24 protein-coding genes are annotated in these 24,000 nt (G+C 54.6%); 4 read left to right on the top strand and 20 right to left on the bottom strand.

Annotated elements, in window-relative coordinates:
• Positions 1-41: 41 nt before the first annotated feature.
• Complete coding sequence (mnmE, locus tag PanJK_RS17120) at positions 42-1,406, top strand: tRNA uridine-5-carboxymethylaminomethyl(34) synthesis GTPase MnmE (RefSeq protein WP_137386828.1); 1,365 nt, start codon at positions 42-44, stop codon at positions 1,404-1,406.
• A 221-nt stretch (positions 1,407-1,627) separates the two neighbouring features.
• Complete coding sequence (locus PanJK_RS17115) at positions 1,628-2,218, top strand: malonic semialdehyde reductase (RefSeq protein WP_265301398.1); 591 nt, start codon at positions 1,628-1,630, stop codon at positions 2,216-2,218.
• 46 nt (positions 2,219-2,264) lie between these two features.
• Here PanJK_RS17115 and PanJK_RS17110 read toward each other — a convergent pair whose 3' ends face one another.
• Positions 2,265-2,774 (bottom strand): flavin reductase family protein, encoded by a 510-nt coding sequence (locus tag PanJK_RS17110; RefSeq protein WP_265301396.1) that lies wholly within the window; start codon positions 2,772-2,774, stop codon positions 2,265-2,267.
• Between the two features lie 295 nt (positions 2,775-3,069).
• Between PanJK_RS17110 and PanJK_RS17105 the strand changes: the two genes are divergently transcribed.
• Positions 3,070-3,819 carry a 4'-phosphopantetheinyl transferase family protein gene (locus tag PanJK_RS17105; RefSeq protein ID WP_265301394.1) on the top strand — a complete coding sequence of 250 codons (750 nt, stop codon included), beginning with the start codon at positions 3,070-3,072 and terminating at the stop codon, positions 3,817-3,819.
• Positions 3,820-3,847: 28 nt separating this feature from the next.
• On the opposite strand, the gene PanJK_RS17100 is transcribed toward PanJK_RS17105, so the two are convergent.
• Positions 3,848-5,161, bottom strand: a complete 1,314-nt coding sequence (locus PanJK_RS17100; RefSeq protein ID WP_101763902.1) for an NCS2 family permease — start codon at positions 5,159-5,161, stop codon at positions 3,848-3,850.
• A gap of 151 nt (positions 5,162-5,312) precedes the next feature.
• Between PanJK_RS17100 and yieH the strand changes: the two genes are divergently transcribed.
• Complete coding sequence (yieH, locus tag PanJK_RS17095; RefSeq protein WP_265301391.1) at positions 5,313-5,975, top strand: 6-phosphogluconate phosphatase; 663 nt, start codon at positions 5,313-5,315, stop codon at positions 5,973-5,975.
• Between the two features lie 113 nt (positions 5,976-6,088).
• Here the strand turns inward: yieH and PanJK_RS17090 are convergent, their stop codons facing one another.
• The 18 genes from PanJK_RS17090 to rsmG all read right to left on the bottom strand — a co-directional run bounded on the left by PanJK_RS17090 (position 6,089) and on the right by rsmG (position 23,996).
• Complete coding sequence (locus PanJK_RS17090; RefSeq protein WP_265301388.1) at positions 6,089-7,327, bottom strand: MFS transporter; 1,239 nt, start codon at positions 7,325-7,327, stop codon at positions 6,089-6,091.
• Positions 7,328-7,446: 119 nt separating this feature from the next.
• A complete protein-coding gene (gene phoU / locus PanJK_RS17085) occupies positions 7,447-8,181 on the bottom strand; it encodes a phosphate signaling complex protein PhoU (RefSeq protein ID WP_007893583.1) in 735 nt (244 codons plus the stop codon).
• A 14-nt stretch (positions 8,182-8,195) separates the two neighbouring features.
• The gene (gene pstB / locus PanJK_RS17080) at positions 8,196-8,969 is read right to left on the bottom strand and encodes a phosphate ABC transporter ATP-binding protein PstB (RefSeq protein ID WP_007893584.1); all 774 of its coding nucleotides are present in this window, start codon (positions 8,967-8,969) and stop codon (positions 8,196-8,198) included.
• Positions 8,970-9,012: 43 nt separating this feature from the next.
• A complete protein-coding gene (pstA, locus tag PanJK_RS17075) occupies positions 9,013-9,900 on the bottom strand; it encodes a phosphate ABC transporter permease PstA (RefSeq protein ID WP_008106705.1) in 888 nt (295 codons plus the stop codon).
• Positions 9,897-10,859: a phosphate ABC transporter permease PstC gene (gene pstC / locus PanJK_RS17070; RefSeq protein WP_256697888.1), complete on the bottom strand. Its 963-nt coding sequence runs from the start codon at positions 10,857-10,859 to the stop codon at positions 9,897-9,899. The genes pstA and pstC overlap by 4 nt, the downstream gene beginning before the upstream one ends.
• A gap of 89 nt (positions 10,860-10,948) precedes the next feature.
• Positions 10,949-11,992, bottom strand: coding sequence for a phosphate ABC transporter substrate-binding protein PstS (gene pstS, locus PanJK_RS17065; protein WP_008106709.1), 1,044 nt, complete (start codon positions 11,990-11,992; stop codon positions 10,949-10,951).
• Positions 11,993-12,168: 176 nt separating this feature from the next.
• A complete protein-coding gene (gene glmS / locus PanJK_RS17060) occupies positions 12,169-13,998 on the bottom strand; it encodes a glutamine--fructose-6-phosphate transaminase (isomerizing) (protein ID WP_265301384.1) in 1,830 nt (609 codons plus the stop codon).
• A 130-nt stretch (positions 13,999-14,128) separates the two neighbouring features.
• Positions 14,129-15,499 carry a bifunctional UDP-N-acetylglucosamine diphosphorylase/glucosamine-1-phosphate N-acetyltransferase GlmU gene (glmU, locus tag PanJK_RS17055; RefSeq protein WP_265301382.1) on the bottom strand — a complete coding sequence of 457 codons (1,371 nt, stop codon included), beginning with the start codon at positions 15,497-15,499 and terminating at the stop codon, positions 14,129-14,131.
• Positions 15,500-15,662: 163 nt separating this feature from the next.
• The gene (locus PanJK_RS17050; RefSeq protein WP_008106717.1) at positions 15,663-16,082 is read right to left on the bottom strand and encodes a F0F1 ATP synthase subunit epsilon; all 420 of its coding nucleotides are present in this window, start codon (positions 16,080-16,082) and stop codon (positions 15,663-15,665) included.
• Positions 16,083-16,106: 24 nt separating this feature from the next.
• On the bottom strand, positions 16,107-17,504 hold the full coding sequence (gene atpD, locus PanJK_RS17045) for a F0F1 ATP synthase subunit beta (protein WP_008106718.1): 1,398 nt from the start codon (positions 17,502-17,504) through the stop codon (positions 16,107-16,109).
• Positions 17,505-17,567: 63 nt separating this feature from the next.
• On the bottom strand, positions 17,568-18,434 hold the full coding sequence (gene atpG / locus PanJK_RS17040) for a F0F1 ATP synthase subunit gamma (protein WP_007893596.1): 867 nt from the start codon (positions 18,432-18,434) through the stop codon (positions 17,568-17,570).
• Between the two features lie 52 nt (positions 18,435-18,486).
• Positions 18,487-20,028, bottom strand: a complete 1,542-nt coding sequence (gene atpA, locus PanJK_RS17035; RefSeq protein ID WP_008106721.1) for a F0F1 ATP synthase subunit alpha — start codon at positions 20,026-20,028, stop codon at positions 18,487-18,489.
• A 14-nt stretch (positions 20,029-20,042) separates the two neighbouring features.
• On the bottom strand, positions 20,043-20,576 hold the full coding sequence (gene atpH / locus PanJK_RS17030; protein ID WP_008106723.1) for a F0F1 ATP synthase subunit delta: 534 nt from the start codon (positions 20,574-20,576) through the stop codon (positions 20,043-20,045).
• A gap of 14 nt (positions 20,577-20,590) precedes the next feature.
• Positions 20,591-21,061: a F0F1 ATP synthase subunit B gene (atpF, locus tag PanJK_RS17025; RefSeq protein WP_007893603.1), complete on the bottom strand. Its 471-nt coding sequence runs from the start codon at positions 21,059-21,061 to the stop codon at positions 20,591-20,593.
• Between the two features lie 107 nt (positions 21,062-21,168).
• Positions 21,169-21,408, bottom strand: coding sequence for a F0F1 ATP synthase subunit C (gene atpE / locus PanJK_RS17020; RefSeq protein WP_003849523.1), 240 nt, complete (start codon positions 21,406-21,408; stop codon positions 21,169-21,171).
• 49 nt (positions 21,409-21,457) lie between these two features.
• Complete coding sequence (gene atpB / locus PanJK_RS17015) at positions 21,458-22,276, bottom strand: F0F1 ATP synthase subunit A (RefSeq protein ID WP_007893608.1); 819 nt, start codon at positions 22,274-22,276, stop codon at positions 21,458-21,460.
• An 8-nt stretch (positions 22,277-22,284) separates the two neighbouring features.
• Positions 22,285-22,665, bottom strand: a complete 381-nt coding sequence (atpI, locus tag PanJK_RS17010; RefSeq protein ID WP_008106725.1) for a F0F1 ATP synthase subunit I — start codon at positions 22,663-22,665, stop codon at positions 22,285-22,287.
• Positions 22,666-23,378: 713 nt separating this feature from the next.
• Entirely contained in the window at positions 23,379-23,996 is a 618-nt protein-coding gene (gene rsmG / locus PanJK_RS17005; RefSeq protein WP_256697885.1) for a 16S rRNA (guanine(527)-N(7))-methyltransferase RsmG, read from the bottom strand.
• Between the last annotated feature and the right edge of the window lie 4 nt (positions 23,997-24,000).

Genomic DNA, 24,000 nt, shown 5'->3' with positions numbered 1-24,000 from the left:
TTTATGTCGCCCTGTTTTTTTGTTTTGAGAAAAGGTGAATCATGAGCCACAGCGACACTATTGTTGCCCAGGCGACGCCTCCCGGCCGCGGCGGCGTCGGCATTCTGCGTATCTCCGGCGCAAAAGCCGCTGAGGTGGCGCAAGCCGTGCTCGGCAAGCTGCCAAAACCGCGCTATGCCGACTATCTGCCCTTTACCGATGCCGATGGCAGCGTGCTCGATCAGGGCATTGCGCTATGGTTTCCTGGCCCGAACTCCTTTACCGGTGAAGATGTGCTGGAGCTGCAAGGCCATGGCGGCCCGGTAATTCTCGACCTGCTGCTGAAACGCATCGTGGCGCTGCCCGGCTTGCGCATTGCCCAGCCAGGCGAATTCTCGGAACGCGCCTTCCTCAACGACAAGCTCGATTTAGCGCAAGCCGAAGCGATTGCCGATCTGATCGATGCCAGCTCAGAGCAAGCCGCCCGCTCGGCGGTGAACTCGTTGCAGGGCGCATTTTCCCTGCGCATCAACGCGCTTGTGGAAGCACTTACTCACCTGCGCATCTATGTAGAAGCGGCCATCGACTTCCCGGATGAAGAGATCGATTTCCTTTCCGACGGCAAAATTGAAGCCCAGCTCAATGTGGTGATCGGCGACCTTGATGGCGTGCGTGCCGAAGCGCGTCAGGGCAGCCTGCTGCGTGAAGGGATGAAGGTGGTGATTGCCGGTCGTCCCAATGCCGGGAAATCGAGCCTGCTGAATGCCTTAGCCGGGCGCGAAGCGGCGATCGTCACCGATATTGCTGGCACCACGCGCGACGTGCTGCGCGAGCATATCCACATTGACGGCATGCCGCTGCACATCATCGATACCGCAGGTTTGCGAGAAGCCAGCGACGAAGTCGAGCGCATCGGTATTGAGCGCGCGTGGCAGGAGATCGAGCAGGCCGACCGCGTGCTGTTTATGGTCGATGGCACCACCACCGACGCGACTGAAGCCGCCGCCATCTGGCCAGATTTTGTTGCCCGTTTGCCGGAAGCGCTGCCAATTACCGTGGTGCGTAACAAAGCGGATATGACCGGCGAAGAGCTGGGCCTCACTGAAGTGAACGGTCACTCACTGATTCGTCTCTCGGCGCGCACCGGGGAAGGTGTGGAAGCGCTACGCGATCACCTGAAACAGAGCATGGGATTTGCTGGCAACATGGAAGGCGGATTCCTCGCCCGCCGCCGCCATCTGCAAGCGCTGGAGCTAGCCGCAACGCACTTGCAGCAGGGCAAGCATCAGCTGTTAGGCGCGTGGGCCGGGGAATTACTGGCAGAAGAGTTACGCTTAGCGCAGCAGGCGCTGAGCGAAATCACCGGCGAATTCACCTCCGACGATCTGCTGGGCAGAATCTTCTCCAGTTTCTGTATTGGTAAGTAATGACCTGTTACGTGGTCGCCATGAATGGCGACCCTACGGCGTTCTAATGTAGGGTGCGCATTCATGTGAACCTGGCTCACGGTAATCATGCGTCTTTGTTATTTGGCTCCCCAACGCCTTTGCAGTATAACGATCACTGCCCGGCGAACAGGTCCTGCTGGGTACATTCATTATTCATGCTAAATATTGGGCGCAAGTTGCTGCCTGAACAGGAGAGAAACATGAGTACAACGCTCGACAGCGTGGCGCTGAACGCGCTGTTCAATGAAGCCCGCACCCACAGTTATTGGCAGGACAAACCGGTTTCGCAGGACGTGCTGAAGCAGCTCTATAGCCTGACCGCGCTGGGCCCAACCTCCGCTAACTGCTCGCCAGGCCGTTTTGTATTTGTGACCTCGCAGGAAGGCAAAGAGAAGCTGAAACCCGCGCTCTCCTCCGGCAACGTTGATAAAACCATGGCGGCACCGGTGACGGTGATCGTGGCGTGGGATCCTGAATTCTACGAAGCGCTGCCAAAGCTGTTCCCGCACGGTGATGCGCGCAGCTGGTTTACCAGCAGCCCGGATCTGGCGAAAGAAACCGCTTTCCGTAACAGCAGCTTGCAAGCAGGTTATTTGATTCTGGCCGCGCGTTCGCTGGGCCTGGATGCGGGCCCGATGTCCGGTTTCGATCCGTCAAAAGTGAACGAGGCGTTCTTCAGCGAGAGTAAATGGCAGGTGAACTTACTGATCAATCTCGGCTATGGTGAAGCCAGCAAACTGCATGCGCGTCTGCCGCGTCTGGGCTTTGATGAAGCCAGCACCTTTGCCTGATTGAGAAAAGGCGTCGGGCTGAGTCCACGACGCCGGTTTTAAGCGGTTATCCCAGTGAATGGAAGCCGCTGTTGAAGTAGATCATCGGCTCTGCCGCTTCACCATGCAGAGCGATCCCCACGATACGCGCCAGCAGCACGCTGTGCGTGTTCCACTCCACCACCTTCTCCAGCTGACAATCAAAGCTCACCAGCGCATCAGCTAAAATCGGCGCGCCGGTATTTAATGTCTGCCATGTACCACTTTGGAAGCGCTCGTCGCGGCGTGAGGATTGGCTGAACTGGGCACATAAGTCGTCATGCTGTTCACGCAGCACGTTAACGGCAAAATGGCCGGCGGCGATAAAGGCATCATGACTGGACGCGCTACGATTGACGCACACCAGCAGACTTGGTGGCTCAGCCGCCAGCGAACTGACCGACGTCGCAATCAGCCCCAGCTTTTCGCCCTGAAATTCGGTGGTAACCAGAGAAACACCCGCGGTTAAGCGACGCATGCCGTGACGAAACTCATCAAGCGAGATCGATTCCTGGCGAGAAATAGCGGTAACTGACATAGAAAACTCCGACGTGCATGCTTCTAAGATGCGCACGATTGGCAGATGAATGAATTGGTTAGCGCACTTCACTGTGCCTTTTTACTGTCCAAATCCTACACCACATCAGGCCGTTCGGCATCCGTTGAGACACGAATCTGCAAAAGCGTTCTATGCAAAGTTGCCAAATGGGATTGCCGCCTGGCTTCGTCCTTATCTGAAATATCGCCTATTCCATCTTAAGCCGGATGCAAACCCATGAGAAAATTCTTACAATAGCACTGATGATTATTCGACCATTTTCACGGAGCGACAGATGGCTAGTCATTTTGTACGTTGGATAGGTAATCCGCCCTTTTCTTCCGAGAATATGCGGGTGCCACAGGAAGTGATCAACAGCGCTCAGCGCTTCGCTGACAAGCGTCGCGGACGCTTTCTTGCCGCGCGTGAACTGCTGGCGCAACTGATGCTGCGCGTTTATGGCATTCGCGAACTCCCCGCGCTGACGACCTCCAGCAGCGGACGTCCCTGCTTTGCCGATACTAACCTGCCCGACTTCAGTATTTCCTACGCTGGCAACACCATCGGTGTGCTACTGGCCGAAGAAGGCGGGCGCGCCGGATTGGATATGGAGATTGTGCGCGCACACAGCCGTCAAACGCAGGATATGCTGACGCAGGATCTCTCCTCCGGCGAAAAAGCCTGGATCAACGCGCAGCAGGATTTCATGGAAGCGGTGACGCAAATCTGGACGCTGCGCCAAAGCATTCTCAAGCTCACCGGCGAAACCAATAGCGGCATTGATTCACTGCGTTTGCATCCTGCGGCCGGTCGGCTGCGTTCCACCGTGTTTCCCGATATTCAGGCGGTGTGTGATGCTGAGCCAACGCTGGTGTGGTCATGCGCGCTGTCGCCCGGCACCGAACGCTTACACTTGTGGGAGATTGATGGCGCGCAGCAGTGGCAAGCGCTGCGCGATGTCGAGATGAGCAAACCCAATATCGGGCCGCGTACCTTGCGCCTCACCAGTTTGGTCACGCCGCATGAGATGGGACATCCGTCATAAAAAAGGCCACATCAGCGGCCTCTTCTATTTAGTGGGCGTCGATAAAGACGATTTTCAGCACGAACAGCAGCGCGACTACCACCACGCACGGGCTGATTTCACGCCAGCGGCCGGTCCCCAACTTCATCACGCAGTAAGAGATAAAGCCCAGCGCGATACCTTCGGTGATCGAGAAGCTGAAAGGCATCATCGCCGCAGTAACGAATGCTGGCACTGCTTCGGTGAGATCGTCCCACTGCACGCGTGACAGCGACGCCGTCATCAATACGCCAACGTAAATCAGCGCACCCGCCGCCGCATAAGAGGGCACCATCGCCGCCAGCGGTGACAGGAACATCACCAGCAGGAACAGAATCCCGGTGATCACCGCCATCAAGCCAGTACGACCGCCGATCGCAACACCGGACGAACTTTCAATGTAGGCGGTTACCGATGAGGTACCAATCAGCGAACCGGTCACCGAACTGATGCTATCGACGTACAGCGCCTGCTTCATGCGCGGGAAAGTGCCTTTCTCGTCAGTCAGCCCGGCTTTATCGGTCACGCCAATCAGCGTGCCGGATGAGTCGAACAGATTGACCAGCATAAAGGAGAAGATCACACCGGCCATGCCGATGTTGAACGCGCCTTTGATATCGACCTGGCCGACAACGGAAGTGATCGCAGGCGGCGCCGCGAACACGCCGCTGAATTTCACATCGCCAATGATCAGGCCCAGCGCAGTCGTCACCACAATCGACACCAGCACCGCCGCATGGATATTGCGAGAAGCCAGAATCGCGATGATGAAGAAACCGAGCGCTCCAAGCAGCACGCTGTGCGAGGTCAGATTGCCAACGGCAACGATGGTATCGGCGTTTGGCACGATGATGCCGGCGTTTTTCAGCCCCATCATGGCGATAAACAGGCCGATACCGGCGGTGATACCCACGCGCAGGCTGAGCGGAATGTTGGCAATCATCCAGTAACGCACACGCAGCAGCGTAAGGATCAGCAGACCCAGCGCGCCCCAGAAAATCGCGCCCATACCAATCTGCCACGAATAACCCATGGCACCGACCACCACAAAGGCGAAGAAGGCGTTCAGGCCCATCGCCGGCGCCAGCGCCACCGGCAGATTCGCCACCAGCCCCATCAGAATGCTGCCGAACGCGGCAATCAAGCAGGTAGTAACAAACACGGCCTGCGTATCCATGCCCGCCACACCGAGAATTTGCGGGTTAACGAAAACGATGTACACCATCGTCAGGAAAGTCGTGCAACCGGCAATCACTTCGGTGCGCACTGTGGTTCCGTGTTCCTGCAGTTTGAAGATACGCTGCAAAAGGCCCTGATTAGTCATTCCACTGTTCCGCTAAAAAATTTATCGCCGCGTATCCTATAGAGTTTAGCGCGGCAAAACACTGATTTTTCGCAACCGGTTGCTCAGGGTCGCTTTCTGCGCCCAGTGCGCTAGAGTGTCAGCTTATTGTTTAACAAAAGGATGATGTGCGATGTCGGTTGAATGTATTTTTTTTGATTGCGACGGCACGCTGGTCGACAGCGAAGTGATCTGTACGCAAGCTTACGTCAACACCTTTGCCCGCTACGGTATTGAACGCTCTCTGCAGCAGATGTTTGAGCAGTATAAAGGGGTGAAGCTTTACGACATCATCCGCGATGTGGCGGCCGAACATCAGGTTGAGTTGCCGCTTGAAGAGGTAGAAACCGCCTATCGTGCCGAAGTGGCTAGATTGTTTGATCTCGATTTAAAACCGATTGCCGGTGCCAAAGCGCTGGTGGAAAGTGTCAAAGTGAAGATGTGCGTGGTTTCCAACGGCACGGTGAAGAAGATGCAACATTCGCTGGGCTTGACCGGCATGCTGCCGTATCTCGATGGCAAGCTGTATAGCGGTTATGACATTAATCACTGGAAGCCGGATCCAGAGCTGATGTATCACGCCGCCGAGCAGATGCAGGTACCGATTGAGAAGTGCATTCTGGTGGATGATTCCGAGGCTGGCGCGCGCGCGGGCATCGCCGCCGGGATTCCGGTGTTTTACTACTGCGCCGATGCGCACAATCCTGAATTAGATCATCCGCTGGTGACGCGCTTTGATGATATGGCGCAGTTGCCGGATCTGTGGCGTGCGCGTGGGTGGAATTTGGTGAAGTAAGGTGCGCGCTGGCCCTCATCCCAACCTTCTCCCGCAAGCGGGAGAAGGAGCTGATCGTGCTAACTATTCCCTCTCCCGCTTGCGGGAGAGGGTTAGGGTGAGGGTGAGGGTAATCAGCCAATCGCCCCCAACGAATCCTCGTTGCTCTGCTTCTTCGGCAGCAAGAACAGCGTGGCGGCGATATCCAGCAGATAAATCAGTGCCAGCAGCGTAATCGCGGCGGTGAAAGAGATATTGGTGGCCAGCAGGCCAATCACCAATGGACCAAATCCGCCCACGCCACGCCCCAAATTAAACAACACGTTCTGCGCCGTCGCGCGTGCCTGCGGTGGGAAGGTGTCGGAAATCAGCGCACCGTAGCCGCCAATCATGCCGTTCACAAACATCCCCATCAGCGCGCCGGTAAACAGCATCACCGTCGGATCGCGCAGCTGCGCGTACACCACCACCATCACCACCGCGCCGAACTGATACAGCAGGAAGATTTTCCAGCGCGCGAAGCGATCGGCCAGCACGCCAAACAGCCAGATGCCGAAGGTCATGCCCACCACCGTGACGGCGGTCCACAGGCCAGATTTGGTCAGGCTGAACCCGAAGTTGGATGACAGATAGCTCGGCATCCAGATCATCAATCCGTAGTAACCAAAATTCTGCACCGAGCAGAGAATGAAAATTCCCAGGCTGGCTTTGCTGGTGGCGCGGTCGGCAAACAGCAATTTAATGCGTGCGGCAAAGGAGAGCTGCGGCGTTCTCTCAACGTGGCGGGTAAAACTTTCCGGCTCGCCCATGCTGCGGCGGATCACAAACGACACCAGCGCCGGCAGCAAACCGACGAGGAACATGCCGCGCCAGCCAATCACGCTCAGCAGCGGCGGCGTGATAAAGGCCGCCAGAAGTACACCGAGCTGCCAGCCAATGCCGACCCACGCCGAGGCGCGGTTGCGCTTCTCTTTCGGCCAGGCTTCGGCAATCAGCGCCATGCCGATGCCGAACTCGCCACCCAATCCCACACCCGCCAGCGTGCGGTACGCCAACAGATCCCAATAGCCTTGCGCCACCGCACACAGGCCGGTGAACACCGAGAACACCAGAATGGTGACGGTAAGAATGCGGATGCGACCATAACGATCGCTCAGATGACCAAACACAATGCCGCCGATCACCGCGCCGATCAGCGTCCAGGTGACCAGCGAACCGGCCTGAGAGGGATCGAGCGCCAGCGAGACGCTGATCGCTGGCAGCATAAAACCAAGAATCAGCAGATCAAATCCATCCATCGCGTAGCCGCTGATCGCAGCCACCATGGCTTTCGCCGGTGTAATGGCTTGTTTTTTAGGAGTTGGGGAGGACATGTAACAGCACCTGGCAGAAAAAAGTGCGCCAAGTATAAAGAGAGGGAATCGCTGAGAACAGACAGAATTTAAGCAGGCAGCCCGTTAGCCACAGTGGCAACGGGCCGCCGACGCGTCAATCAAGAGGGTTTATTGCTGCCATCATCGCCCGACAGCAGTTCATCCAGCTTGTCGCCGCCCACATGACGGAAATCCTGACCTTTGACAAAATAGAAGATAATTTCGCAGATGTTCTGGCAGCGATCGCCGATACGCTCGATGGCGCGTGCGCAGAACAGCGCGGTCAGCACGCTTGGGATGGTGCGCGGATCTTCCATCATGTAGGTCATCAACTGACGCACGATGCCTTCGTACTCTTTATCCACCTTCTTATCTTCACGGTAGATTTTGATGGCTTCGTTGAGATCCATGCGCGCAAACGCATCCAGCACGTCATGCAGCATCTGCACGGTGTGATGACCCAGCGCTTCAAGGCTCACCAGCAGCGGCAGGTGCTGCTGGCTGAACTTCTCCAGCGCGGTGCGGCTGATTTTTTCCGCCACATCGCCAATGCGTTCCAGTTCAGAAATGGTCTTGATGATCGCCATGACCAGACGCAAATCGCTGGCGGTGGGCTGGCGTTTGGCGATGATGCGCACGCAGGCTTCATCAATCTCCACTTCCATCATGTTGACCTTCTGGTCGCCGTCGATCACGTGACGCGCCAGCTCGCCATCCTGGTTGTGCATCGCGGTGATGGCGTCCATCAGCTGCTTCTCAACCATGCCGCCCATGATCATCACTTGCGTGCGAATGTGCTCCAGCTCCGCGTTGAACTGACCGGAGATGTGTTTGTTCAGATTTAAATTATCCATGTGCGTCTCCTGAATCAGCCGTAACGACCGGTGATGTAATCTTCGGTCTGCTTCTGTGCGGGCTTAGTAAACAAGGTATCGGTATCGCTGAACTCAATCAGCTCGCCCAGATACATGAAAGCGGTGTGGTCAGAACAACGCGCGGCCTGCTGCATGTTGTGGGTCACGATCACCACAGTGTAATCCTGCTTCAGTTCGGTGATCAGTTCTTCGATACGACCGGTTGAGATCGGATCCAGCGCGGAGCAAGGCTCATCCAGCAACAACACTTCCGGGCGAATGGCGATGCCGCGCGCGATGCACAGACGCTGCTGCTGGCCGCCGGAGAGACTGTAACCGCTCTGATGCAGCTTGTCTTTGGTTTCATTCCACAGCGCGGCTTTGGTCAGCGCCCACTGCACGCGCTCATCCATATCGGCACGCGACAGCTTTTCAAACAGACGCACGCCGAAGGCGATGTTGTCATAAATCGACATCGGGAACGGCGTCGGCTTCTGGAACACCATGCCGACGCGCGCGCGCAGCAGGGCGATATCCTGATTGGAAGCCAGAATGTTATCGCCATCCAGCAGGATGTCACCTTCTGCACGCTGCTCCGGATAGAGCGAGTACATTTTGTTGAAGGTGCGCAGCAAAGTGGATTTACCGCAGCCTGATGGGCCGATAAACGCGGTCACCTGGTTTTTGGTGATATCCAGGTTGATGTTTTTCAGCGCGTGAAACTTACCGTAATAGAAGTTCAGATTACGGACCTGAATTTTACCGGCTGATGAAGTCACGTTACTCATTCTCGTCTCTCATAAGCAGCGCCGCCGAAGCCGCGCCGGGAAATTAGTGTTTGCCCTTGGCGAAAACCACACGCGCCACAATGTTCAGCAGCAGCACGCACACGGTAATAATCAGCACACCAGCCCACGCCAGGCTTTGCCATTCGGCAAACGGGCTCATGGCGAATTTAAAGATGGTGACCGGTAGGTTCGCGATCGGCTGCATCATGTCGGTGCTCCAGAACTGGTTCGACAGCGCAGTAAACAGCAACGGTGCAGTTTCACCGGCGATACGCGCTACGGCCAACAGCACACCGGTGATGATGCCGGAAACCGAGGCTTTCAGCGTGATTGCCGAAATCATCTTCCACTTCGGCGTACCCAGCGCATAAGCCGCTTCACGCATGCTGTCAGGTACCAGACGCAGCATGTTTTCGGAGGTGCGGATCACGATCGGGATTTGCAGCAGCGCCAGCGCCACTACGCCGGCCCAACCGGAGAAGTGCTGCATCTGCGATACCACGATGGTGTAGACGAACAGGCCCACCACAATCGACGGTGCTGACAGCAGAATGTCGTTGATGAAGCGAATCACTTCCGCCAGCCAGTGTTTACGGCCATATTCCGCCAGATAGATCCCGGCCATGATGCCGAGCGGCGTTCCGACGATCGTCGACCAGAAAATCAGTAAACCACTGCCGACTAAGGCGTTGGCCAAACCACCGCCCGCGGTATTCGGCGGCGGCGTCGATTCGGTAAACAGCGACCAGCTTAAACCATCAACACCGCGCGTAATGGTGGTGAACAGAATCCACACCAGCCAGAACAGACCGAAAGCCATGGTCATCAGCGACAGCGTCAGGGCAATTTTGTTTTTGGTACTGCGCCACGCCTGCATTTTGCGGCGCGAGGCTTCCAGCTCAGCGCGAGCCTGAACTTCAATAGCGGTCATGAACGGGCTCCTTCACTCTTCGCCAGACGCAGGATCATCAGTTTGGAGATCGCCAGTACAATGAAGGTAATCACGAACAGGATCAGACCCAGTTCCATCAGTGCTGCCACGTGCACACCCGATTCCGCTTCGGCGAATTCGTTGGCCAGCGCCGAGGTAATACTGTTGCCCGGCATAAACAGCGAAGCGCTGTCGAGCTGGTAGGTGTTACCGATGATAAAGGTCACCGCCATGGTTTCACCCAACGCGCGGCCCAGGCCGAGCATCACGCCGCCAATCACGCCGTTTTTGGTGAACGGCAGCACGATGCGCCAGATCACTTCCCACGTGGTGCAGCCGATACCGTAAGCCGACTCTTTCATCATCACCGGCGTTTGTTCAAACACGTCGCGCATCACCGAGGCGATGTACGGAATGATCATGATGGCGAGAATCACGCCCGCCGCCAGAATACCGATACCAAATGCCGGGCCAGAGAACAGCGTGCCGACAATCGGGATAGTCGACATCACGTTACCCACCGGCGTCTGGAAATATTCGGCGAACAGCGGGGCGAAAACAAACAGGCCCCACATGCCGTAAACGATGCTGGGGATCGCCGCCAGCAGCTCAATGGCGGTGCCCAGCGGGCGACGCAGCCAACCTGGCGCCAGTTCCGTCAGGAACAGCGCGATGCCGAAACTCACCGGTACGGCAATGATCAAGGCAATAATCGAGGTGACGAGGGTGCCGTAAATCGGTACCAGCGCACCAAATTGTTCGTTTGGCGCATCCCAGGTTTTATTCCACAGGAAAGAGAAACCAAATTTTTGGATGCTTGGCCAGGAGGAGAAAATCAGGGAGACGATAATGCCGCCCATCAATAACAACACGATAAGCGCGGAGAGCTTCACCAGCGCGCCGAAAATCATGTCGCCTTGTTTACCGGGGGCTTTGAACGTCGGCTTAGTGGCAGCCATAGAATTCTCTGTTCTCAGGAGGATGTCAGGGCGGCACGCAGGCCGCCCATTGGGGTTGGCCAACCGTCTCGGCTGGCCAGGTAAATCTGTTACTGGTACAGCGCTTTACCGGAGCTATCTTTGATGTTCGCTTTCCACGCTGCACGAATCTGGTTAGCAACGCTTTCTGGCAGCGCGGCGTAATCCAGGTCGGTTGCGGTTTTGCTGCCACCTTTGTAAGCCCAGTCGAAGAACTTCAGCACTTCGCTACCTTTCTCCGCATTCGCCTGATCTTTGTAAATCAGGATGAAGGTGGTTGAGGTGATCGGCCATGCTGCATTGCCTTTCTGGAAGGTCAGATCCTGAGCAAAGGTTTTGCTCCAGTCTGCGCCTTTCGCGGCGTTCGCAAAGCTCTCTTCGCTTGGTGCGACCGCTTTACCGTCAGCATCAACCAGTTTGGTGTAGGTCAGGTTGTTCTGCTTGGCGTAAGCGTATTCCACATAGCCAATTGAACCCGGCAGACGCTGTACAAATGCGGCCACGCCGTCGTTACCTTTACCGCCCAGACCGGTCGGCCAGTTAACGGTGTTACCTTTACCGATTTTGCTGTTCCACTCTTCGTTCACTTTCGCCAGGTAGCTGGTGAAGACGAATGAAGTACCGGAACCGTCAGCGCGGCGAACCACGTTGATGTTGGAATCTGGCAGTTTCACGCCTGGGTTCAGTTTAGTGATCGCCGGGTCGTTCCACTTTTTGATGGTACCGAGGTAGATGTCGCCCACGGTTTTACCGTCGAGAGTCAGTTCACCTGATTTCACACCTGGGATGTTAACCGCCAGCACCACGCCACCAATCACGGTAGGGAACTGGAACAGGCCATTTTTCTGCAGATCTTCTTCTTTCATTGGTGCATCAGACGCACCGAAATCGACGGTTTTCGCGATGATTTGCTTCACGCCGCCTGAAGAACCAATACCCTGATAGTTGATTTTGCTACCAGTGGCTTGCTGGTACTCGGCTGCCCACTTGGCATAAACCGGCGCCGGGAATGTCCCGCCTGCGCCCGTCAGATCGGTTGCTGCAAAAGCAGAGACCGCGCTTACTGCGAAGGTGGCGGCGAGGATTCGGGCTACGGTGCTACGCATCAGTGTCATGTTCCCTCCAGGGGATTTAAAAAAATCAGGCTCAATGCCTTTTTAGTAGGAGTTAGTGATTGCTGCTGGAGGGAAAATAGGACAGTTTGATGACAGTGAAATGTACGAAATATGACAGTTATATGACAGCATGTAGAAATGAAGCGGGCCCATTGCGGGCCCACTCTTGTTACTGATTATTCAACGGTAACCGATTTCGCCAGGTTACGTGGTTGATCAACGTCGGTGCCTTTAATCAGCGCCACATGATACGAGAGCAGCTGTAGCGGCACGGTGTAGAAGATCGGTGCAATCACCTCTTCTACATGCGGCAGAGAGATGATTTTCATGCCATCGCTGTCGCTGAAACCGGCATCCTGATCGGCAAACACGTACAGCAAACCGCCGCGCGCGCGTACCTCTTCAATATTGGATTTCAGCTTCTCCAGCAGTTCGTTGTTCGGCGCGACCACGATCACCGGCATATCGGCATCAATCAGCGCCAGCGGGCCGTGCTTCAGCTCGCCCGCCGCATAGGCTTCGGCGTGGATGTAGGAGATCTCTTTCAGCTTCAGCGCGCCTTCCATAGCGATTGGATACTGATCGCCACGGCCAAGGAACAGCGCATGATGTTTATCCGAGAAACCTTCCGCCAGATTTTCGATCACTTTGTCCTGCGCCAGCATCTGTTCGATGCGGCTCGGCAAGGCTTGCAGCGCGTGCACAATTTCGTGCTCGATTTCGGCTTTCATGCCGTGCAGACGCCCCAGTTTCGCCACCAGCATCAGCAATACCGCCAGCTGCGTGGTGAAAGCTTTGGTCGAGGCAACGCCAATTTCGGTACCGGCTTTAGTCATCAGCGCCAAATCGGATTCACGCACCAGCGATGAACCGGCCACGTTACAGATCGCCAGCGAACCGAGATAACCCAGCTCTTTTGACAGGCGCAGTGCCGCCAGCGTATCGGCGGTTTCACCCGATTGTGACAGCGTGATCAGCAGGCTATTTTTACGCACCGCAGATTTGCGATAACGGAATTCCGAAGCGATTTCCACATCACAAGGCAGGTTGGCGAGCGACTCAAACCAGTAGCGCGACACCATGCCGGAGTTGTATGACGTACCGCAGGCGATGATCTGAATATGCTCGACCTGGCTCAGCAGCTTTTCAGCATCCGGACCGAGCTCGCTGAGATCGACTTCGCCGTGATTAAAACGACCGGTGATGGTGTTTTTGATCGCGTTCGGCTGCTCGTAAATCTCTTTCTGCATGTAGTGACGATAGATGCCTTTGTCGCCGGCATCATATTGTGCGGTCGATTCGATTTCGGCGCGCTGCGCCGTGTTACCGTCACGATCGATAATAGTGACTTCGCGGCGGGTGATCTCGGCAATATCGCCCTCTTCCAGATAGATGAAGCGACGCGTCACCGGCAGCAGTGCCAGCTGATCGGAAGCAATAAAGTTTTCACCCACGCCACGGCCAATCACCAGCGGACTGCCGGAACGCGCTGCCACCAGCAGCGACGGATCGCGGCTGTCCATGATCACCATGCCATACGCACCGCGCAGCTGCGGAATGACGCGTAGCACCACTTCACGCAGCGTGCCGCCCTGCTTCTGCTCCCAATGCACCAGATGCGCCACCACTTCGGTGTCAGTTTCTGAGGCAAAGTGATAGCCGCGCTCAAGCAACTGCGCGCGCAGCGGCTCATGGTTTTCAATGATGCCGTTGTGCACGATGATGATGTGCTCAGAAACGTGCGGATGCGCATTGGCCTCCGACGGCTCACCGTGTGTCGCCCAGCGCGTGTGTGCGATACCGGTGCCGCCAATCAGCGGCTGCTGCTCTGCGGCTTCCGCCAGGTTCTGCACTTTGCCCAGACGACGCAGGCGCGTCATATGGCCCTGACGATCGACAACGGCTAATCCCGCTGAGTCATAACCGCGATATTCAAGACGACGCAAACCTTCCAGCAGAATTTCTGCGATGTCACGCTGCGCTACTGCACCAACAATTCCACACATAGTAATTTCCTGACTTCATGGCTTTCGGCCATTGCGTTGTCATCTGACCTGATTTCCCCGAGCCTTGTAGAGAGTGGGGATATTTTTTTATGGCACTGCAAACAGGCCGATCGTTGTCGGCCTTTAAAATTTATTTTTTCTTAACAGGGCGCTGCCAGCCCGATTTTTGATTCTGCTCTTTACGGTTGTAGACCAGATCCGCCGCGGTGACATCTTTCATCACCGTGGTGCCGGCAGCGATAGTGGCGCCGCTCGCTACGGTTACAGGTGCTACCAATTGCGTATCGGAGCCGACAAACACGTTATCGCCGATGATGGTTTTGAATTTGTTGGCGCCGTCATAATTGCAGGTGATGGTGCCCGCGCCAATATTCACCCCCGCGCCAATTTCCGCATCGCCAAGATAAGAGAGATGACCGGCTTTCGAGCCTTTGCCGAGCGTCGCTTTCTTCATCTCTACGAAGTTGCCTACGTGCGCTTCTTCCGCCAGCTCGCTGCCCGGACGCAGACGCGCAAAAGGCCCAACCGTACAGGCGGCGGCCAAGGTGGCATCTTCGATCACCGAATAGGGGCTGATTTCGCAGTCATCGCCGATCACGCTGTTTTTGATGATGCAACCCGCACCGATTTTGACGCGGTTGCCGAGCGTGACCTTGCCTTCGATGATCACGTTGGTGTCGATCTCCACATCGCGACCGTGTTGCAGCGAACCGCGCAGATCGAAACGCGCCGGATCGCGCAGCATCACACCCGCCAGCAGCAGCTTTTCTGCCTGCTCGCTTTGATAGACACGCTCAAGCGTTGCCAGCTGCAGGCGGTTGTTAACGCCGTCGGTTTCGCTGATGCGCGCCGGATGCACCGCATTAATAACGCGGCCTTCGTGGTGTGCCATGGCGATGATATCGGTGATATAGAATTCGCCCTGCGCATTGTTGTTGTTGAGCTGCGACAGCCAGCGCTTGAGGTCGCCGCCGTTGGCAATCAGGATGCCGGTGTTAATTTCCTGAATTTTCAGCTGTTCTGGCGAGGCATCTTTCTGCTCGATAATGCCGGTCACCGTGTCGTTTTCACGCACAATACGGCCGTAGCCGGTTGGGTTATCCAGAACCACGGTGAGTAAACCGATGCCACCAGCGGGTTTTGCATCGCGCAGACGCTGCAAGCTGGCCTGCGAAATCAGCGGCACATCGCCGTACAACATCAGAATATCTTCGTCATCGGCAAAGAAAGGGGCGGCCTGCTGCATCGCGTGGCCGGTACCGAGTTGCTCGGCCTGCAGCACCCAGTTGAGTGCGTTATGCGCTAACGTCGATTGCAGCAAATCTCCGCCGTGGCCATAAACCAGATGGATCTGCTGGGCGCCCAAACCGGTGGCGGCATCAATCACGTGTTGAACCATCGGTTTGCCTGCAAGGGTGTGCAGAACTTTGGGCAGGTCGGAATACATTCGGGTGCCTTTGCCAGCGGCCAAGATCACCACACTCATCGCGTTCGTAGACATAACTATCCTGATTCTCTTCAACTGTCGAAAGTGTAAGGTTTAACCCCGAGATTACTACATTTTTCTCGGGTCGAAATTAGCCGGGCTCAGCGCCAGGCGGCAAATTTTGGGCAAAAAAAATGCCAACCCAAAGGGCTGGCATTTCGTGACGCATAAAGCCTGATTACATCGCTTTTTTGGTCAGCTCGATGACACGCAGTTTCGCGATGGCTTTCGCCAGTTCCGCAGAAGCCTGAGCATAGTCCACGTCGCCGTGGCTGCTGTTCATGTGCTCTTCTGCTTTACGTTTCGCTTCCAGCGCGCGCGCTTCGTCAAGGTCTTCACCGCGAATCGCGGTGTCGGCCAGAACGGTGGTGCTGCCAGGCTGAACTTCCAGCACGCCGCCAGAGAGGTAAATAAACTCCTCTTCGCCGTGCTGTTTCACGATGTGAATCATACCAGGCTTGATGGCTGTCAGCAGCGGGGCGTGGCCAGGACGAATCCCCAGCTCACCTTCGCTACCTGACACCTGGATACGCTCGACCAGACCGGAGAACATTTGTTGCTCCGCGCTGACCACGTCCAGATGATAAGTCATAGCCATACCATTCCTCCTGGGAAACCTAAATTACAGTTTCTTCGCTTTTTCTACGGCTTCTTCGATAGCGCCGACCATGTAGAACGCCTGCTCTGGCAGGTGGTCGAATTCGCCTTCCATGATGCCTTTGAAGCCACGGATGGTGTCTTTCAGGGTCACGTACTTACCTGGAGAACCGGTGAAGACTTCAGCAACGAAGAACGGCTGAGACAGGAAGCGCTGAATCTTACGCGCACGTGCCACCAACAGTTTGTCTTCTTCAGACAGCTCGTCCATACCAAGGATGGCGATGATGTCTTTCAGTTCCTGGTAACGCTGCAGCAGAGACTGCACGCCACGCGCAACGTCATAGTGCTCCTGACCCACGATCAGTGGATCCAGCTGACGGCTGGTTGAATCCAGCGGGTCAACGGCTGGGTAGATACCCAGAGAGGCGATCTGACGGCTCAGCGTAACGGTTGAGTCTAAGTGAGCAAAGGTGGTTGCTGGTGACGGGTCAGTCAAGTCATCCGCAGGAACGTAAACGGCCTGTACAGAGGTGATTGAACCGGTCTTCGTGGAGGTAATACGCTCCTGCAACACACCCATCTCTTCTGCCAGCGTTGGCTGATAGCCTACCGCAGATGGCATACGACCCAGCAGTGCTGATACTTCAGTACCGGCCAGGGTGTAACGATAGATGTTGTCGATGAACAGCAGAACGTCACGGCCTTCATCACGGAATTTTTCCGCCATGGTCAAGCCGGTCAGTGCTACGCGCAGACGGTTACCCGGCGGCTCGTTCATCTGACCATACACCAGCGCTACTTTATCGATAACGTTGGAGTCAGTCATTTCGTGGTAGAAGTCGTTACCCTCACGAGTACGCTCACCCACGCCAGCAAATACCGAATAACCTGAGTGCTCAGCCGCGATGTTACGGATCAGCTCCATCATGTTTACGGTTTTACCAACACCCGCACCACCGAACAAACCGACTTTACCGCCCTTAGCGAACGGACACATCAGGTCGATAACCTTGATGCCGGTTTCCAGCAGTTCCTGCGAGTTAGACTGATCTTCATAAGAAGGTGCTGCACGGTGAATAGAGGAAACCTCTACTACAGTGCCGTCGTCATTCTGCAGGTCGCCTTTCATGTCGATTGGCTCACCCAATACGTTCATGATACGGCCGAGGGTTGCTTTACCAACCGGAACCTGGATAGGTTTTTTCAGGTCAGTAACTTCCAGACCGCGCTTCAGGCCGTCAGAAGTACCCATGGCGATGGTACGAACCACGCCACCACCCAGCTGCTGCTGAACTTCCAGCACCAGACGAGCATCACCATTTTTCACCTCGAGAGCGCTGTATACCTGCGGTACCGCGTCCTGAGGGAATTCGACGTCAACTACGGCGCCGATAATCTGGACAATCTTTCCAGCTGCCATCTTGAATCCTCTACCTAATACGAAAATACCCAGCCGCGCTCGCGCGACAGGATATATGCCTGGTTAAACCGCGGAGGCTCCCGAGACGATCTCGGTAAGTTCCTGGGTGATGCTGGCCTGACGAGCTTTGTTGTAAACCAACTGCAGCTCTTTGATCAGGTTTCCGCCGTTATCGGTTGCAGCTTTCATCGCAACCATACGTGCGGCCTGCTCACTGGCCAGGTTTTCCACCACACCCTGATAAACCTGCGATTCGACGTAACGGCGCAGCAGGGTATCCAGCAGCGCTTTCGGATCGGGTTCGTACAGGTAATCCCAGGTCTTCGCCTTCATCTCTTCTTCACCTTCCGCTGGCGGTAACGGCAGCAGTTGGGTAATGGTCGGAGTCTGAGACATGGTGTTATTAAACTTGTTGGCAACGATATACAGCTTGTCGATGCGACCTTCATCATAGGCCTGCAACATCACTTTTACCGGGCCGATCAAATCAGACAGTGCAGGCTTATCGCCCATACCGGTGACCTGTGCCACGATGTTGCCACCTACAGAGCCGAAGAATGAATTGCCTTTCGAACCGATAACGGCCAGATCGCTCTGTACGCCTTTATCTGCCCAGCCTTTCATATCTGCCAGCAATTTTTTGAACAGGTTAATGTTCAAACCACCACAAAGCCCGCGGTCAGTCGAAACGACCAGGTAGCCGACGCGCTTAACGTCACGCTCATCCAGGTAAGGGTGCTTGTATTCCAGATTACCCAGAGCAAGGTGACCAATCACTTTGCGCATGGTATCTGCATACGGACGGCTGGCCGCCATGCGTTCCTGCGTTTTACGCATTTTGGAGGCGGCGACCATTTCCATCGCTTTGGTGATCTTCTGCGTATTTTTTACGCTTCCGATCTTACTACGTATTTCTTTTGCGCCGGCCATTAGCTTCTCCTCAAAGCCTTGCGGCCTGCCTTTTCAGACAAGCCGCCAGACATTACCAGGACTGGGTTGCTTTAAACGTTTCGAGGAGGCCTTTCAGCTTCTCTTCGATTTCGTTATTGAAGTTACCCGCTTGGTTGATTTCAGCCATCAGCTCAGCGTGATCGCGATCCGCGAACGCCAGCAGAGCGGCTTCGAAGCTGCCGACTTTCGCCAGTTCAACATCGTTCAGATAGCCGCGCTCAGCAGCAAACAGCACCAGACCCTGTTGCGCGACTGACATCGGCGCATACTGTTTCTGTTTCAGCAGCTCGGTCACTTTCTGACCGTGGCTCAGCTGTTTACGCGTTGCATCGTCCAGATCGGAAGCGAACTGAGAGAACGCAGCCAGTTCACGATACTGTGCCAGCGCGGTACGAATACCACCGGACAGTTTCTTGATGATCTTGGTCTGTGCAGCACCACCAACGCGGGATACAGAGATACCCGGGTTAACGGCTGGACGAATACCGGAGTTGAACAGGTTAGATTCCAGGAAGATCTGACCATCAGTAATCGAGATTACGTTGGTCGGAACGAACGCAGAAACGTCACCCGCCTGAGTTTCGATGATTGGCAGTGCGGTCAGAGAACCGGTCTGGCCTTTCACTTCACCATTGGTGAAGCGCTCAACGTAGTCAGCGCTAACGCGTGATGCACGCTCCAGCAGACGAGAGTGGAGATAGAACACGTCGCCAGGGAATGCTTCACGACCTGGTGGACGGCGCAGCAGCAGAGAAATCTGACGGTAAGCAACAGCCTGCTTAGACAGGTCATCGTACACGATCAATGCATCTTCACCGCGGTCACGGAAGTACTCACCCATCGCACAACCGGCGTACGGTGACAGGTACTGCAGTGCTGCAGATTCAGAAGCAGAAGCGACAACCACGATGGTGTTAGCCAGCGCGCCGTGCTCTTCCAGTTTGCGAACTACGTTAGAAATGGTTGACGCTTTCTGGCCAATCGCAACGTAGACACACTTGATGCCTGAATCGCGCTGGTTGATGATGGCGTCGATTGCCATTGCAGTTTTACCGGTCTGACGGTCACCGATGATCAGCTCACGCTGGCCACGGCCGATTGGAATCATCGCATCGACAGATTTGTAACCGGTCTGAACAGGCTGGTCTACTGACTGACGGTCGATAACGCCCGGTGCAATCACTTCAACAGGCGAGAAGCCGTCGTTTTCGATTGCGCCTTTACCGTCGATCGGTGCACCCAAGGTGTTCACCACACGGCCCAGCAGGCCACGGCCAACTGGAACTTCTAAAATACGACCCGTACATTTTACTTTCATGCCTTCCGCGAGGTCAGCATACGGGCCCATCACTACTGCACCAACCGAGTCACGCTCGAGGTTCAGTGCGATAGCGTAACGGTTGCCCGGCAGGGCAATCATCTCACCCTGCATGACATCGGCCAGGCCGTGTACGCGGATGATACCGTCACTTACAGAAACAATAGTACCTTCGTTGTGAGCTTCACTCACGACATTGAACTGAGCAATGCGCTGCTTGATCAGTTCGCTGATTTCGGTGGAATTCAGTTGCATATGCTCCAGTCCCCTTAAGACTGCAAGACGTCTGCCAGACGATCAAGACGGCCGCGTACGCTGCCATCAATGACCAGGTCACCCGCACGGATAACCACACCTGCCATTACAGACTTATCAATTTTGCAATTCAGCTTAACTTTACGTGACAGACGTTTTTCCATCGCGGCGCTGATTTTAGTCAGCTGACTGTCACTCAGCGTGCTGGCAGAAATCACATCAACTTCGGCTGTCGCTTCATAAGCGTCACGCAGTTGAATGTACTGAGCCAGTACGGCTGGAAGCGCTGTCAAACGTCCGTTTTCGGCCATTACCTTAATCAGGTTCTGGGCGTTTTCATCAAGTTGATCGCCACAAACTGCAATGAAAGAAGCAGATAACGCTTCCGGTGCAAGCGCACCGGAAAGAAGATCTGCGATCTGTTCGTTGCGAGCCACTTCTGCGGCAAACGCCAGCATTGATTGCCAGCGATCGATGCTTTGATGCTCAACAGCAAAGTCAAAAGCTGCTTTGGCGTAGGGGCGAGCTACAGTAATCAGATCAGACATCAGCCCCTCCCTCCTTACAGTTCAGCGACCAGTTTATCAACGATGTCGCTGTTAGCAGCTTCATCCACGGAACGTTCGATGATTTTCTCGGCGCCAGCTAATGCCAGCAACGCGACTTGCTTACGCAGCTCTTCACGGGCACGCGAACGCTCGGCATCAATTTCTGCCTGCGCCTGTGCCACGATGCGGTTACGTTCAGTCTCAGCTTCGGTTTTCGCTTCGTCCAGAATCTGGGCACGGCGTTTGTTCGCCTGCTCGATAATGACCTGAGCGTCTTCTTTCGCTTTTTTCAGCTGGTCGGTCGCATTGGCCTGCGCGAGATCTAAATCTTTCTTCGCGCGCTCAGCAGAAGCAAGGCCTTCAGCAATTTCTTTCTGGCGCTTTTCGATGGCAGCCATAATCGGCGGCCATACGTACTTCATGCAGAACGCGACAAACAGAATGAACGCGATGGCCTGGCCGAGGATTGTTGCATTAATGTTCACAGCACAATGCCTCTTATTAAGTTAACTTGCTCTGCCGCTATCAGAGATAAACGGCAGAATCCGTCCCTCATCACACCAGGTGCCATGAGTGAACAAGGCTACCAGGTTTAAGCGACAGCAAACATCACGTAGAGACCCAGACCTACAGCGATCATCGGGATTGCATCCACCAGACCCATTACAACAAAGAACTGCGTACGCAGCAGAGGGATCAGATCCGGTTGACGCGCGGCGCCTTCCAGGAATTTACCTCCGAGGATGCCGATACCGATCGCAGCACCGATTGCCGCCAGGCCCATCATCACAGCGGCAGCCATGTACAGCAGATCCATATTCAGGTTTTCCATGACAGTCTCCAGTTTGTTTCAGTTAAAAGCTTAAGTGTTGAGATAAAAATCAATGTTCTTCAGATGCCATCGACAGATAGACGATCGTGAGGACCATGAAAATGAAAGCCTGCAGCGAAATGATCAGGATGTGGAAAATGGCCCAAGGCACATTCAACAACCACTGCGACCACCACGGCAGCAAGCCGGCAATCAGGATAAAGATCAACTCACCCGCATACATGTTACCGAACAGTCGCAGACCCAGTGAAACAGGCTTGGACAGCAGGCTAACACCTTCAAGAATCAGGTTAATGGGGATGAAGATCGGGTGATTAAAAGGCTGCAGCGTCAACTCTTTGGTGAAGCCGCCAATGCCTTTCATTTTGATGCTGTAGAACAGAATCAAAATAAATACGCCCAGCGCCATAGACAGCGTGATGTTCACGTCTGCAGACGGCACGACGCGCAGCGCCGGCAGGCCTAAATAGTGCTCGCCGATAAACGGCAGCAAATCGATAGGCAGCAGATCCATGAAGTTCATCAGGAAGACCCAGACGAAAATCGTCAGAGCCAGCGGGGCGATAAGTTTGCTTTTACCGTGGTACATGTCGCGCACGTTGTTATCAACGAAGCCGACAACCAGTTCGATAGCCGCTTGTAATTTCCCTGGAACACCGCTGGTAGCGCTTTTCGCCACTTTACGGAACAACACCAGGAAAATCAGTCCCAGCACCACAGAGAAAAACATGGAATCGATATTTAATACCCAGAACGTCGCGGGAGCGTCGTGCGGATTCACCAACTCGAAAGTACGCAGGTCCAACTGAAGGTTATTCAGGTGGTGACCTATGTATTCTTGCGGAGTAGAGATTTCTCCAGCAGCCATGATGCCTCTTACCCTTTGTTGTTAATTACAGCCGGAGCGACGATCTGCACCACCAGCACCGATAACCACGTGATTGCGAGTGGCCAGAAGACCGCTCCAAACACACCCAACGCCACCGCGAGGAAAATGACGGTTGTGAACACCTTCAACACTTCACCGAGGGCGAAGCTCCAGGCAACACGTCCTTTCGCAGGCGTTTGATCCTGCAGGCGCCAGGCCAAAAACATAAACAACACGTTCGGCAGCCAGGCTGCCACTCCACCCGCGAAGGCGGAGGCGCCCCAGGTAACCTCTTTCAGGGTAAAGAGCGCACCGATGATGACAAAGGTCACCAGCTGAATGATCAGCACGGCCCGGGCTAATTTCACACTGTAAAGAGACACTGACATGACGCTGAACTCTCCTGCCCCGAACGGGGTATGTCGCGTGTCGTATAAGACTGCCTTTACTCATTTGAGTCAAGCAGCAAAAGCCGTGCAAATTATACGGGCGCCACCTGCGATTTCAATCGGTAAGTAGCGAAAAGGTGAACAATTATTTAAATTTCTTTCTGAAGGGCTATTTTTCAAAACATCGTCTTTAGGCAATGTCTGACTTAAATGCTGAAAATGCCCGATCGACTTGCTTTTAAAGCGTGCTTTAGATCACATAATAAACAAGGAATGCCTGACTGAATTTGTATCAGACAAGATTTATACGATTTCAAATACGCCTAAAGCATCGATAAATCAGTGCATTAAATTTATTTATTAGGTGATGCACTACGATTTTCGAGAAAAACACTCTATTGACATCATGCGCTGCAATAAAAACGCAAAACTGATATTACGCACGCCAATTTATTGCAAAGTTATATTTTCCCCAGTGATTATTTGGTTGGGTAAATACACGCAATAAAGTGATCTAAGTGATAATGAAATGTGAAATGTTAGTTAAATGTAACAGAGCTTTTCGGATAATTTCCGTCGGAGTTGTTAACTCGCTCGCCCTGCCCTGCTAAATAAAAGCGTTTACCTAAAAGTGTTCAATCGCTGCTTTTTCGTTCAGTGAAAAGACGAAGGCAAACGGCATGAACTGGCTTAAATCCATACCGTTTAAAAGGCTATTGGCGGGTTATCACCACCAGATGACGTTCACCATCCAGTTCGGGTACCTGCAGCGGTTGAATTTTCTCTACTGTAAAGCCTGCGGGTAATGCAGCAATTTCATCATCCGGACGCACGCCTTTCAGGGCATAAAAGCGACCTTCAGGGCTCGGCAGATGATGGCACCAGTTCAGCATATCTTCAAGTGACGCAAATGCACGGCTGATAACACCATCAAATGGCGGCTCAGACGGGAACTCTTCAACGCGGCTCTGCACTGGCGTGACGTTAGTAAGTCCTAACTCATGTTGTACCTGACGCAGGAAACGCACGCGTTTGCCAAGGCTATCCAACAAGGTGAAATGCGATTGCGGGCGCACAATGGCCAGCGGAATACCCGGTAAGCCCGGACCGGTGCCCACATCAATAAAGCGTTCGCCCTGCAAATGTGGCTCAACCACCACGCTGTCGAGAATATGGCGCACCAGCATCTGCTGCGGATCGCGCACCGATGTCAGGTTATAGGCCTTATTCCACTTATGCAGCAACTCAACATAGCCAACCAACTGCTGTTTTTGTTGATCGGTAAGGGAAATGTTTGCCGCATTGAGCAGCGAGGAGAGTTTGTTGATCACGACG

It is taken from the genome of Pantoea sp. JK, from assembly GCF_026130245.1.
GTDB lineage: Bacteria > Pseudomonadota > Gammaproteobacteria > Enterobacterales > Enterobacteriaceae > Pantoea > Pantoea trifolii.
This window is presented reverse-complemented; position numbering and strand designations above follow the sequence as displayed.